Raw genomic sequence first — 12,494 nt, 5'->3', positions numbered from 1 at the left:
GTAGAATCGACGCCAAGATACACCGAGGGGGTTCCATGCCACTCTCCGAACAGGAGCAGCGCCTGCTGGACGAGATGGAACGCCATCTCATGCGCAACGACGCCGACGTCGTCACGGCACCCGTGCGTGCGCTCAGCTACCGCAACATCGTCTACGGCACGATCCTCGTCCTCCTGGGCCTCGGCGGCCTCATCTTCGGCGTGACGGTCGGCATGAACCCCCCCGGCATCGTGGTCGGCGTCGTGGGGTTCGCCCTCATGCTCGGCGGCGTCATCCTCGCCGTGACCCCCCTGCGCGGCGCCGCACCTCCCGCGTCCTCCACTTCGCGCCCCCGCCCCGCTCAGGCGACCGGCTCCTCTTTCATGGATCGCATGAACGACCGCTGGGACCGCCGCCAAGAAGGGCGCTGACCCGCATCTGACCGGGCGGGCAGCCCGCACGACACAAGCACCGACTCTGCGGAGTCGGTGCTTTTTTTGTGCGCTCCCGCGCCCGCTCCGCGGGGAATTTGCCGCTCGACGGGGAAAAAGCCCGCGCTGGGGTGGATTGTGATGGTTAAGTGGAGGAGAGTGGAGTAAAGTGGAGTCACTTCGCAGGGCCGGACGGAGGGGGTGTACGGATGCTGCTCGGCACGCACAACCCCAAGCTCGACGACAAGGGCCGCGTCATCCTCCCGGCGAAGTTCCGCGACGACCTCGGTGCAGGCGTGGTCGTCACCCGCGGACAGGAGCGCTGCCTGTACGTGTTCAGCACGACGGAGTTCGAGCGGGTGCACGAGCGCATCCGCGAAGCGCCGTTGAACAACAAGCAGGCGCGTGACTTCCTGCGCATGTTCTTGTCCGCCGCCAGCGCGGAGAAGCCCGATAGCCAGAACCGCATCACGATCCCGCCGGCACTGCGGTCATACGCAGCGCTCGAGCGCGACCTCGTCGTCACCGGCGTCGGCGCACACGCGGAGATCTGGAACGCCGACGCGTGGACCGCCTACGCCGAGAGCAACGAAGAGACGTACGCCGAGATGGAGCAGGAGGTGATCCCGGGCTTGTTCTGACCCCCGGCTGTGATTCCCAGCCGCTCGCCCTGACGCACTTCCCCGGCGCCAGGTCGAAGCGGATGGGGATCAGAGCTCGGGGCCGAGGCCCCTGCATCATGGACTCCCGCGACATCCACACTCCCGTCCTCCTCGAGCGCTGCCTCGAGCTGCTCGCCCCTGCCCTGGGCCGCCCCGGTGCCGTCTTCGTCGACGCGACGCTCGGCATGGGCGGCCACTCCGAGGCCTTCCTCGAGCGCTTCCCGCAGCTGCGGATGATCGGCCTCGACCGCGACACGGATGCGCTGCGGATCGCGGGGGAGCGGCTCGCGCCGTTCGGTGACCGCGTCACGCTCGTCCACACCGTCTACGACGGCATCGCCGCGGCGGTCGCCGGGGTCGGCGTCGACCGCGTCGACGGCATCCTGTTCGATCTCGGTGTCTCCTCGCTGCAGCTGGATGTCGCCGACCGGGGATTCGCCTACGCGAAGGATGCTCCGCTGGACATGCGCATGGACCAGAGCGCGGGAATCACCGCAGCGGACGTTCTCGCGACCTACGGCGAGGGCGACCTGCGTCGAATCTTCGAGCGGTACGGCGAGGAGAAGCTCGCCGGCCGCTACGCGCGCGCCATCATCGCCGCGCGAGCCGAGGAGCCCATCGTGCGCTCGGGCCGGCTCGTGGAGATTCTGTCGGCGGCCACCCCGGCCGCCCTGCAGAACGCCGGGCATCCCGCCAAACGGGTGTTCCAGGCGCTGCGCATCGAGGTCAACGGCGAGCTGGCAGCGCTCGATCGGGCCCTGCCCGCGGCGCTCGATCTCCTGGGGGTCGGTGGGCGCATCGTCGTCCTGTCCTACCAGTCGCTCGAAGACCGGTTCGTCAAGCGGGTGCTGGCCGAGGCCAGCCGTTCGACGGCACCGGCGGGCCTCCCCGTCGAGCTCCCCGAACACGCACCGCGCTTCCGGCTCCTGGTGAAGGGCGCCGAACTCGCCTCCGACGACGAACGCGCCCGCAACCCGCGTGCCACCCCCGTGCGCCTGCGCGCCGCCGAGCGGATCAGGGAGGCGGCATGACCGATCTCGCCACCGCGGTCCCGCTCCGGCGGCCCGCGCAGACGCCGCCGTCTCGACGGCTGCACGTCGTTCAGGAGCCCGTTCGCCGCCGCCGCCCGAAACTGGCCTACGGGATCATCTCCGTCGCCGGTGCCGTCGCGATCGCCCTCGCGCAGATGGGACTGTCGATCCTCACGACCCAGGGGACGTACGAGATGGCCGCGCTGACGCAGCAGCAGCGCGACCTCACGTACGAGAAGCAGATCCTCGCCGACGACGTCGCCGGACTCAACTCCCCGCAGTACCTCGCCGCCAACGCCGCGGCGCTGGGCATGGTGATCAACGAATCGCCCTCCTACCTCCGCCTCAGCGACGGAGCGATCATCGGGGCAGGCCACGCCGCCGCCGGAACGTCGGCGGTGGATGCTCTGAACCGTGGCGCCGTGCAGAACGCGCTCATCACCGACACGCCGCTGATCACCGCACCGGAGGCGACCATCCAGGGCGCTCCGCTCGTGGTCGAGGACGGCGCCGAAGCCGGGACGGCCGCCGACGGCACCGGTTCGACGACACCCCCGCCGATCACCGACGGCCTGCCCACTCCCGCGACACGATAGCCCCATGACCACACGCAGCACGAGAAGCCCCCGACGCCGCACGGTGGTCGCCCTCGCGGTGGTCCTCGCGGTGCTCGTCGGCTTCGTGGTGCGCCTGGTGGACATCCAGGTCGTCAACGCCCGCGAGCACATCGACGACTCCCTCTCGCTCGGCTTCGCCGCCGAGCGCAAGCTCCACGGCACCCGCGGAGCCATCGTCGATGAGACCGGCGCGACCCTGGCCGGCAGCATCCTGCTGTACGACGCGCAGCTGGACCCCTACCTCGCGCAGCAGGGCGTGAAGCGGACAGACCCGAACGGCGAGCGCGTGGAGGTCACGTGGGCCGAGATCGCCGTCCTCCTGGCCGGCGTGACCGGCCAGGAGGCAGCGGAGGTGGAGAAGATCGTTCCGGACGCCCTGGCCGAGGATCCCGAGAACAGGTTCGCCTACCTCCAGCGCGGTCTCACGACAGAGCAGTACCGGGCCCTCGCCGACCTGGGCATCCCGTTCCTCACGTTCGTTCCCCACCCGTCGCGGATGTATCCCGACGGGGCCGTTGCGGGCAACCTCATCGGCTTCGTGGGAACCGACGGCCAGCCCCTCGCGGGTCTCGAGCAGGCCCAGAACGACTGCCTGAGCGCCACCGACGGGCTGCTGCGGTGGCAGCGCGGCAAGGACGGCGTCACGATTCCGGGCACGGCGGTGGAGGAGCCCGCCGTGGACGGGGGGACGCTGCAGCTGACGATCAACCGCGACCTCGAGTGGTACCTGCAGCAGCTGATCGCCGAGCAGGTGCAGAACACCGGCGCGCAGTCGGGAACGATCACCGTCGCCGAGGTCGACACCGGCAAGGTCCGCGCGATGGCGGAGTACCCCACGGTCGACCCCAACCACGTCGACGGCGCCGAGGACGACGACCGGTACAGCCGCATCTTCAGCGGGTCCTTCGAACCCGGTTCCACGTTCAAGGCGCTCACCGCGGCGATCGCGATCGACGCGGGCGGGGCCACCCCCTCGTCCACCGTCACCGCCGCCACGAAGGAGTCGTTCCCCAACGGCGCGAGCGTGCGCGACCCGTTCGTCCACCCCACGAACACGTACACGCTCACCGGGGTGCTGATCGATTCGTCCAACGTCGGCATCTCGAAGTTCGGCGACACCGTCAACGCTCAGACGCGCTACGACTACCTGAAGAGTTTCGGCATCGGCAGCGGCTCGGCCATCGACTTCAACGGCGACAAGAAGGCCAAGGGCGAGCTGCGCCCGTTCGACCAGTGGGACAACCAGACCTACTACAACGTGAACTTCGGGCAGGGCCTCACCACGACGGTTCCCGAACTCGTGAACGCATACCAGACGCTCGCGAACGGCGGCGTGCGCATGCCGCTGTCGCTCGTGGAGGGGTGCACGCGCGCCGACGGCACGGTGACGGACGTGCCCGACGCCACCGGGCAGCAGGTGGTGGGCGAGAAGGCCGCCGACGAGGTCTCCCTGATGCTGGAGAACGTCGCCGCGCAGGGAACCCTGTCCAAGCAGATCGAGATCCCCGGCTACCGCCTGGCGGTGAAGACCGGAACGGGTGAGAAACCCGACGGCGCCGGCGGCTACAAAGCGGGTGCGTACTACACGACGATGATCGGCTTCGCTCCCGCCGAGGACCCGCAGTACGTCGTCGCGGTCACTCTCGACGAGCCCGCGACGGTAAAGTCGTCTGCGGCCAACGCGCCGGCGTTCCAGAAGGCGATGACGCAGGTTCTCAAGACCTACCGCGTCATGCCGTCGGGCTCCGCCACTCCCGAACTGCCCAAGTTCGGCTGACGCTCCGCCGCACACACCATGATCACCCTCACCCTCACACAGCTCACGGACGCCGTCGGCGGCGTCCTCCGTCTCGCCGGATCCGACACCCCCGAGACGGTCGTCTCCGGCGCCGTCGACACCGATTCCCGGCTGATCGAGCCGGGCGGAATCTTCGTCGCCAAGCCCGGCGAGACCACCGACGGGCATCAATTCGTGGATGCGGCGGTCGCGCGCGGCGCCGCCCTCGCGGTCGTCGAGCACCCGGTCGATGCCGCCGTCACACAGGTGGTGGTCCCGGATGCGGTGGCCGCCCTCGCCGACCTGGCGCGCGAAGTCGTCGCCCGCGTCCGCGAGCGCGGAGACCTGCGCATCGTCGGGATCACCGGGTCCAACGGCAAGACGACCACGAAGAACCTTCTCGCCCGCATCCTCGACGGCGAAGGGGAGACCGTCGCCCCGCGCGCCTCGTTCAACAACTCCGTCGGCGCCCCCCTGACGATGCTGCGCGTGAGCGAGCGCACCCGGTTCCTCGTGAGCGAGTTCGGGGCGAGCGGCCCCGGGGAGATCGCCCGGTTGGCCGGCCTCGTCACCCCCGACATCGGCGTGGTGCTCATGGTCGGAATGGCGCACGCCGGCGGATTCGGCGGCATCGAGGCCACGTTCGCGGCGAAATCCGAACTCGTCCGCGCCGTCCGCCCGGGCGGACTCGCCGTCCTCAACGCCGACGATCCGCGGGTGAGCGCGATGGCGCCGATCGCCGCCGAGGGCGACGTGTCGGTGCGCTGGTTCGGACGCGGCCCCGGCGCCGAGGTCCGCGCGATCGACGTGGAGGTCGGCGCGAGGGGCACCCGGGCCGACCTCGTCGTGGACGGCGTGGCGATGCCCCTTCGCCTCCAGGTCCTCGGCGAGCACCACGTGATGAACGCCCTCGCCGCCATCGCCGCCGCCACCGCGCTCGGGGTCACCGCCGCCGACGCGATCGCCCGCGTCGAGACGGTCGAGATCGCCGAGCGCTGGCGCATGCAGCCGCTGGGTTCGGACCGTGTCCGCATCCTCAACGACGCGTACAACGCCAGTCCCGACTCGATGGCCGCAGCCCTCCGCACCCTCGCGCAGATCACCGCACCCCACGAGCGCACCGTCGCCGTCCTCGGCGCCATGAGCGAACTGGGGGAGTACTCCGGCGACGAGCACGACCGCATCGGCCTCCTCGCGGTGCGCCTGGGCATCCAGCGCATCGTCGTCGTCGGCTCCGACGCGCGACGGATGTACCTGGAGGCGATCTCTCAGGGCTCGTGGGACGGCGAGGCGGTGTTCTTCCCGGACGCCGACGCGGCATACGACTACCTCCTCGGCGAACTGCGCGACGGTGACCGCGTGCTGGTGAAGAGCTCCAACTCCGCGGGCCTCCGGTTCCTCGGCGATCGTCTGGGAGAATCGTTCTCGTGAGATCCCTCCTGACTGCCGCGGCGATCTCCCTGGCGTTCACGCTCTTCCTCACCCCCGTCTTCCTGCGGCTGTTCCGCAAGTGGGGCTGGGGTCAGGTGATCCGCACGCCCGAAGACATCCGCAACCCCTCCCACGGCGCCAAGCGCGGCACGCCCACGATGGGCGGCACGATCTTCATCCTCGGCACGATCGTCGGCTACCTCGTCGGTTCTTTCACCGGCAACAACCCGCCCACCATCTCCGGCTGGCTCGTGATCTGGATGATGGTCGGGTTCGGCGCCGTCGGCTTCATCGACGACTACATGAAGGTCCGACGGCAGCGCAGCCTCGGCCTCACCGGCTGGCGGAAGATCGTCGGGCAGGTGATCGTGACCGTGCCGTTCGGCATCGTCGCCCTGAACTTCCCCAACCGGGCGGGGCAAACCCCCGCATCCGCCTACATCTCCGTGTTCCGCGACGTCCCGCTGCTGTGGCTGTTCGCCCTCGGCCCCGTCATCGGCTGGCTCCTCTACCTCGCGTGGGTCTCGCTCATCGGGGTCGCCACCTCCAACTCCGTCAACGTCACCGACGGGCTGGACGGCCTCGCGGCAGGCTCGGGCATCTTCGTCGTCGGCGCGTACAGCCTCATCGCCTTCTGGCAGGTGCAGCAGGTCTGCACGAACGTCGCAGAGGCCGTGCAACCCGCCTGCTACGGCACCCGTGATCCGTTCGACCTCGCCATCATCTCGGCGGCCTTCGTGGGCGCGCTCGTCGGATTCCTGTGGTGGAACGCGCCCAAGGCGAAGATCTTCATGGGCGACGTGGGCTCCATGGCCATCGGCGGCGTGATCGCCGCGATGGCGATCCTCACCCGCACCGAGCTTCTGATGGTTCTCGTCGCAGGCGTCTACGTCATCGCGTCCGGGTCGGTCATCCTGCAGCGCGCGTACTTCAAGATCACGCGCGGCAAACGGCTCTTCCTGATGAGCCCCCTGCATCACCACCTCGAGATGCGCGGCTGGTCCGAGGTCACCATCGTGGTGCGGATGTGGATCATCGCGGGCCTGCTCGCCGTCTCCGGCGTCGGATTCTTCTACGTCGAGTGGCTGTCGCGGGCATGAGCGCCGAGCGCCTGGACACCCTCACCAGCTGGCATGCCGACTGGCGCGGCCTGCGCGTCGCAGTGCTGGGCATGTCGGTCACCGGATTCTCCGTCGCCGACACTCTCGCCGAGCTCGGGGCCGTCGTCTTCGTCTTCACCGAGTCCGTCGACGACGAGTACGAGCGGCTCCTCCCGGTGATCGGGGCGCGGTTGTGGACCGGCGCCCTCTCCTCGGTGCCGGAGGAGCTGGTCGCCTTCGCCCCCGACGTGGTCGTCGCCTCGCCGGGGTTCTCGCCGCAGCATCCGGTGGTCGCGTGGACCCAGGACACCGGCACGGCGCTGTGGGGCGACGTGGAACTGGCGTGGCGCGTCCGCGACAAGGTGCTGCGCCCCGACGGCACGCCGGCGGACTGGATGCTGATCACCGGCACCAACGGCAAGACGACCACGACCCGGCTGACGGCGTCGATGCTCGCAGCCGGCGGGCTGCGCGCTGCCCCGGTGGGCAACATCGGCGTGCCGGTGCTCGACGCCGTCCGCGACCCCGCCGGCTTCGACGTGCTGGTGGTCGAGCTCTCCAGCCACCAGCTCTGGTACCTCGGGCGGCAGAGCGGACCCGACCCGCTGTCGCCGTACGCATCGGTGTGCCTCAACCTCGCCGACGACCACCTCGAGTGGCACGGCTCGTTCGCGGCGTACCGTGCGGCCAAGGCCGTCGTGTACCAGAACGTGCGCGTCGCGTGCGTCTACAACAAGGCCGATGCCGCGACGCGGGAGATGGTCGAAGAAGCCGACGTCGTCGAGGGCGCGCGGGCGATCGGATTCGACCTCGGCGTTCCGGGACCCAGCGACCTCGGCGTGGTGGACGGCATCCTCGTCGACCGCGCGTTCCTCCAGGAGCGGCGCACCTCGGCTCTGGAGCTCACCACGGTCGCCGACCTCGCCGCGGCAGGGCTCGGCGCTGCGCACATCGTCTCGAACGTCCTCGCCGCCAGCGCCCTGGCTCGCTCCCGGGATGTCGCGCCCGCGGCCATCCGCTCGGCACTGGCGTCGTTCACGCTCGACCCGCACCGCATCCAGGTGGTCGCCGTGCACGACGGCGTGACGTGGGTGGACGACTCGAAGGCGACGAATCCGCATGCCGCGGCATCCTCGCTCGCAGCGTTCCCCGGTGCGCTGTGGGTGGTGGGAGGACTCCTCAAGGGCGTCGACATCGCCCCGCTCGTGGCCGGGCGCGGTGCGGCGGCCAAGGCCGCGATCGTGATCGGCGTCGAGCGCGGCGCCGTGCTGGACGCGTTCGCGCGACACGCGCCCGGGGTGCCGGTGTTCGAGGTCGACCCCGCAGAGACTGAGAACGTCATGGCACGGGTCGTCGACCTGGCGATGGACGTCGCTCGCGACGGAGACGTGGTGCTGCTGGCACCGGCGGCGGCATCCTTCGACCAGTTCTCCTCCTACGCCGACCGCGGCAGGCGATTCGCCGATGCGGTGAACGAACGTATCGCCGGCCGCCCGCCGGCAGGGAAGGGGGAACCGCGTGACCACGACGACACCGCCCCCGACCCAGGCGCCTGACCCTGCCGACCCCTCTCGTCGCGGTCTCGCCGCGAAGGTGTCGCTCGGACGGGTCTTCGCACCGGTGCCGAGCGAATTCCTCCTCATCGCCTCCACCGCGCTCCTGCTCACCGGGTTCGGGCTCATCATGGTGCTGTCGGCGACGTCGGCGCTCGGAGGGGCGCAGAACCCGTTCGAGCATGTGATCAAACAGGGCGTCTTCGCGGTGCTGGGCATCCCGCTGATGTTCGTCATCAGCCGATTCCCGGTGACGTTCCTCCGCAGGATCGCGTGGCCGGCCCTCATCGGCGCGACCGTCTTCCAGCTTCTCGTGTTCGTGCCCGGGCTCGGCATCGAGTCGTACGGAAACCGTAACTGGGTCTCGATCGCCGGCTTCCAATTCCAGCCCGCGGAGTTCCTCAAGATCGCACTGGCGCTGTGGATGGGGGCGGTGATGTACCGCAAGCGCACCCTTCTCACGTCGTGGAGCCACGTCTTCATCCCGATCGTCCCGGTCGCGATCATGGTCATCGCGACGGTCCTGGCCGGACGGGACCTCGGCACCGCGATGATCCTCGTGCTCATCGTGCTCGCAGCCCTATTCTTCTCGGGCGTGAAGCTGCGGATCTTCATCCTGCCCGCTCTGGCCGCCGTGATCGCCGTGGTCTTCTTCGCCGTGAGCAGCCCGAACCGCATGGCGCGCATCATGAGCTTCGTCAACGCCGGCTCGCTCGACTGCTACTACGACACCTGCTACCAGTCGCTGCACGGCGTGTGGGGTCTGGCGTCGGGCGGCATCTTCGGACTGGGGCTGGGGAACTCGAAGGAGAAGTACGACTGGCTCCCCGCGGCGGCGAACGACTACATCTTCGCCATCGTCGGGGAGGAGCTGGGTCTCATCGGCTGCGCCGTGGTGCTGGCCCTGTTCGCGCTGTTCGCGGTGGGCGCCTTCCACATCGTGCGGAAGACCCACGACCCTTTCGTGCGGATCGTCGCCGGTGCCATCTCCATCTGGATCGTCGGGCAGGCGCTCATCAACATCGGCGTCGTCCTGCGGGTGTTCCCGGTGCTGGGCGTTCCGCTGCCCTTCATGTCCCAGGGAGGCACGAGCCTGCTTTCGGTGCTGATCGCGTGCGGCGTGCTGCTCTCGTTCGCCCGCAGCCTCCCCGTCCGCGTCCGCTGACGCTGTCGCCCTCCCCATCCGGGCCCGCTGCCGCGCTGCCCCCGTACCGTACTCAGTCTGAACGGCACTGGGTGCGGGACGAGTCCGCGTGTTCCTGCGGCCGAGCGCTCCGCCTGCGCGGTTCAGACTGAGTACGGTACGTGGTGCGGGTGCGGGGTCAGGCAGGAACGCACAGGCGGCGGTTGTTAGGGTCGGATGGTGACGACCTACCTCCTCGCCGGCGGCGGCACGGCCGGCCACGTCAACCCGCTGCTCGCCGTGGCCGACGGCCTGCGTGAGCGCGACCCCGACGCCGCCGTGTACGTGCTGGGCACGCGCGAGGGCCTGGAGTCACGCCTCGTCCCACTGCGCGGCTACGAGCTGCTCGTCGTCGACAAGGTCCCCTTCCCGCGTCGCCCCGACCGCGCCGCGGCGATGTTCCCGGTCCGCTTCCGCCGCGCCATCGCGCAGGTGCGCGCCCACCTGCGCGACCGCGAGGTGGACGTGGTCACGGGATTCGGCGGCTACGCGTCGGCCCCCGCCTACGTCGCCGCCCGGCGCGCGGGCGTGCCGGTCGTGGTGCACGAGGCCAACGCCAGACCGGGCCTCGCGAACGTGCTCGGCGCTCGCGGCGCGGCCGCCGTGGGCGTGGCGTTCGCCGGCACGCCGCTCCGGGGCGCACGCGTCGTCGGGATGCCGCTGCGCCGCGAGATCGTCGACCTCGATGCCGCGGCCTCCCGCTCCGCGGCGGCCGAGCACTTCGGGCTCGACGCCGGTCGCCCCACGCTCCTCGTCTTCGGCGGCTCGCTGGGCGCCCAGCGGCTCAACGAAGCCTTCGGCGGCTCGTGGCAGGACGTCCTCGCCGCCGGCTGGCAGCTGCTGCACGTCACCGGCGAGCGGTCCGACCTCCCCGATCCCGGCGCGCCCGGTTACGCCGTCGTCCGCTACGTCGACCGGATGGATCTGGCCTACGCCCTCGCCGACGTCATCGTGTCGCGGTCGGGGGCGGCGACCGTCAGCGAGGTCAGCGCGCTCGGGATCCCCGCCGTCTACGTGCCCTACGCCGTCGGCAACGGCGAGCAGCGCCTCAACGCCGCCGCCGCCGTCCGCGCGGGAGCTGCCCGCATCATCCCCGACGCGGAACTCACGCCCGACCGCGTGCGGGCAGAACTGGTCCCGCTGCTGCAGGATGCCGGCGCACGGCGGGCGATGCGGGATGCGGCGGCCTCCGCCGGCACGCGCACCGGAACGCAGAACGTCATCGACCTGATCGACGAGGCCCTTGCGGGCCGGAGCGACGGTGCCTCCGCGCGCCGGGGCCGACGCCCAGGAACGCCGACCTAGGATGATCGGGTCATGATTCGACCCGACTTGAGCCTGCCCATCCCCGAGAACATCGAAGCCGCCCACTTCATCGGCATCGGCGGCTCGGGGATGTCGGGGCTGGCGCGCATGTTCCTCGAGCGCGGTATCCGCGTGTCGGGGTCCGACCGCGCCGACAGCCCCGGGCTGCGTGCCCTGGAGAGCCTCGGGGCGACCGTGCACGTCGGTCACGACGCCGCTCATCTGGGCGACGCCGACACGGTCGTCCACACCGGCGCCATCTGGCCGGAGAACCCCGAGTTCGTCACCGCCAAACAGCGCGGGCTCGCCGTGATCCACCGGTCGCAGGCGCTGCACTGGCTCATCGGCGGACGCCGGCTCGTGTCGGTCGCCGGTGCCCACGGCAAGACGACCTCCACCGGCATGATCGTCACGGGCCTGCGCGCCCTCGACGCCGACCCGACGTTCGTCAACGGCGGGGTGATCGCCGACTACGACGCCTCCAGCGCGACCGGCTCCGACGATCTGGTCGTGATCGAGGCCGACGAATCCGATGGCACGTTCCTGCTCTACGACACGGCGGTCGCGCTGATCACGAACGTCGATCCCGACCACCTCGACCACTACGGCTCGTTCGACGCGTTCGATGCCGCCTTCGCGCAGTTCGCCGACCGGGCGCGCGAGGCGGTGGTGATCTCGGCCGATGACCCCGGCGCGCAGCGCGTGCGCGCACGCCTGTCGCACCCTCGCGTCATCACGTTCGGGCTGGATGCTTCCGCCGACGTCCGCGTGGCCGACATCCGCACCGACGGACCCGTCTCCTTCACCCTCACGACCGCCGGCACGACCGTTCCGTTGCAGTTGCGGGTTCCCGGCGCGCACAACGCCGTCAACGCCGCGGGCGCCGTCGCGGTGCTGGTCACGCTCGGGTACGACGTCGCTGCGGCGGCCCGAGCGGTCTCCGGGTTCGGGGGCACCGCGCGGCGGTTCGAGCTGCACGACGTCCGGCGCGGGGTGAGCGTGTACGACGATTACGCGCACCATCCGACCGAGGTCGCCGCCGCCCTCGCGGCCGCCCGTACCGTCATCGGCGACGGCCGCATCATCGCCCTGCACCAGCCGCACACCTACTCGCGCACTCAGGCGATGTACCGCGAGTTCGCCGAGGTGCTGGAGTCGTACGCCGATCACACCGTCGTGCTGGACGTGTACGGCGCCCGCGAAGATCCGGTACCCGGTGTCACCGGAGAACTGGTCAGCGGTGCCTTCCGCGATCCCGACCACGTCCACTTCGTCGCGGACTGGCAGGAGGCCGCCGACTACACCGCGGCGGTGGCGCGCGGCGGCGACTACGTCATCACCCTCGGCTGCGGCAACGTGAACCTCATCATCCCGCAGGTGCTCGAGGCGCTCTCGCGCACCGCCGAGATCGCCGAGGAGTGACGC

Annotated in this window: 11 protein-coding genes; all 11 read left to right on the top strand. The window is 70.4% G+C overall.

Annotated elements, in window-relative coordinates; genetic code table 11:
* Positions 1–35 precede the first annotated feature (35 nt).
* The 11 genes from AC2DGY_RS10060 to murC all read left to right on the top strand — a co-directional run bounded on the left by AC2DGY_RS10060 (position 36) and on the right by murC (position 12,491).
* Positions 36–410: a DUF3040 domain-containing protein gene (locus AC2DGY_RS10060; RefSeq protein ID WP_484509553.1), complete on the top strand. Its 375-nt coding sequence runs from the start codon at positions 36–38 to the stop codon at positions 408–410.
* A gap of 209 nt (positions 411–619) precedes the next feature.
* Positions 620–1,051 (top strand): division/cell wall cluster transcriptional repressor MraZ, encoded by a 432-nt coding sequence (gene mraZ, locus AC2DGY_RS10055; protein ID WP_484509552.1) that lies wholly within the window; start codon positions 620–622, stop codon positions 1,049–1,051.
* Positions 1,052–1,149: 98 nt separating this feature from the next.
* Complete coding sequence (gene rsmH / locus AC2DGY_RS10050; RefSeq protein ID WP_484509551.1) at positions 1,150–2,103, top strand: 16S rRNA (cytosine(1402)-N(4))-methyltransferase RsmH; 954 nt, start codon at positions 1,150–1,152, stop codon at positions 2,101–2,103.
* Complete coding sequence (gene ftsL, locus AC2DGY_RS10045; protein WP_484509550.1) at positions 2,100–2,699, top strand: cell division protein FtsL; 600 nt, start codon at positions 2,100–2,102, stop codon at positions 2,697–2,699. The genes rsmH and ftsL overlap by 4 nt, the downstream gene beginning before the upstream one ends.
* A gap of 4 nt (positions 2,700–2,703) precedes the next feature.
* Positions 2,704–4,497 carry a peptidoglycan D,D-transpeptidase FtsI family protein gene (locus AC2DGY_RS10040; protein ID WP_484509549.1) on the top strand — a complete coding sequence of 598 codons (1,794 nt, stop codon included), beginning with the start codon at positions 2,704–2,706 and terminating at the stop codon, positions 4,495–4,497.
* Positions 4,498–4,515: 18 nt separating this feature from the next.
* Positions 4,516–5,928 carry a UDP-N-acetylmuramoyl-tripeptide--D-alanyl-D-alanine ligase gene (locus tag AC2DGY_RS10035; protein ID WP_484509548.1) on the top strand — a complete coding sequence of 471 codons (1,413 nt, stop codon included), beginning with the start codon at positions 4,516–4,518 and terminating at the stop codon, positions 5,926–5,928.
* Positions 5,925–7,028, top strand: a complete 1,104-nt coding sequence (mraY, locus tag AC2DGY_RS10030) for a phospho-N-acetylmuramoyl-pentapeptide-transferase (protein ID WP_484509547.1) — start codon at positions 5,925–5,927, stop codon at positions 7,026–7,028. Before AC2DGY_RS10035 ends, mraY begins: the two co-directional genes overlap by 4 nt.
* Complete coding sequence (gene murD / locus AC2DGY_RS10025; RefSeq protein ID WP_484509546.1) at positions 7,025–8,584, top strand: UDP-N-acetylmuramoyl-L-alanine--D-glutamate ligase; 1,560 nt, start codon at positions 7,025–7,027, stop codon at positions 8,582–8,584. The genes mraY and murD overlap by 4 nt, the downstream gene beginning before the upstream one ends.
* Positions 8,547–9,746, top strand: coding sequence for a putative lipid II flippase FtsW (gene ftsW, locus AC2DGY_RS10020; protein ID WP_484509545.1), 1,200 nt, complete (start codon positions 8,547–8,549; stop codon positions 9,744–9,746). Before murD ends, ftsW begins: the two co-directional genes overlap by 38 nt.
* A gap of 198 nt (positions 9,747–9,944) precedes the next feature.
* Positions 9,945–11,069 (top strand): UDP-N-acetylglucosamine--N-acetylmuramyl-(pentapeptide) pyrophosphoryl-undecaprenol N-acetylglucosamine transferase, encoded by a 1,125-nt coding sequence (locus AC2DGY_RS10015; protein ID WP_484509544.1) that lies wholly within the window; start codon positions 9,945–9,947, stop codon positions 11,067–11,069.
* A gap of 12 nt (positions 11,070–11,081) precedes the next feature.
* Positions 11,082–12,491 (top strand): UDP-N-acetylmuramate--L-alanine ligase, encoded by a 1,410-nt coding sequence (gene murC, locus AC2DGY_RS10010; RefSeq protein WP_484509543.1) that lies wholly within the window; start codon positions 11,082–11,084, stop codon positions 12,489–12,491.
* Positions 12,492–12,494 lie beyond the last annotated feature (3 nt).

Source organism: Microbacterium sp. Z6_144, assembly GCF_057197625.1.
Note: the sequence above shows the minus strand (reverse complement) of the source record. Positions and strands in the feature narration are given on the sequence as shown.

Bases quoted from the DNA above. Each gene is read 5' to 3' on its own strand.
- ftsL (WP_484509550.1), top strand. From the start codon at position 2,100: ATGACCGATCTCGCCACCGCGGTCCCGCTCCGGCGGCCCGCGCAGACG.
- AC2DGY_RS10040 (WP_484509549.1), top strand. From the start codon at position 2,704: ATGACCACACGCAGCACGAGAAGCCCCCGACGCCGCACGGTGGTCGCC.
- rsmH (WP_484509551.1), top strand. From the start codon at position 1,150: ATGGACTCCCGCGACATCCACACTCCCGTCCTCCTCGAGCGCTGCCTC.
- AC2DGY_RS10035 (WP_484509548.1), top strand. From the start codon at position 4,516: ATGATCACCCTCACCCTCACACAGCTCACGGACGCCGTCGGCGGCGTC.
- AC2DGY_RS10060 (WP_484509553.1), top strand. From the start codon at position 36: ATGCCACTCTCCGAACAGGAGCAGCGCCTGCTGGACGAGATGGAACGC.
- murC (WP_484509543.1), top strand. From the start codon at position 11,082: ATGATTCGACCCGACTTGAGCCTGCCCATCCCCGAGAACATCGAAGCC.
- murD (WP_484509546.1), top strand. From the start codon at position 7,025: ATGAGCGCCGAGCGCCTGGACACCCTCACCAGCTGGCATGCCGACTGG.
- mraZ (WP_484509552.1), top strand. From the start codon at position 620: ATGCTGCTCGGCACGCACAACCCCAAGCTCGACGACAAGGGCCGCGTC.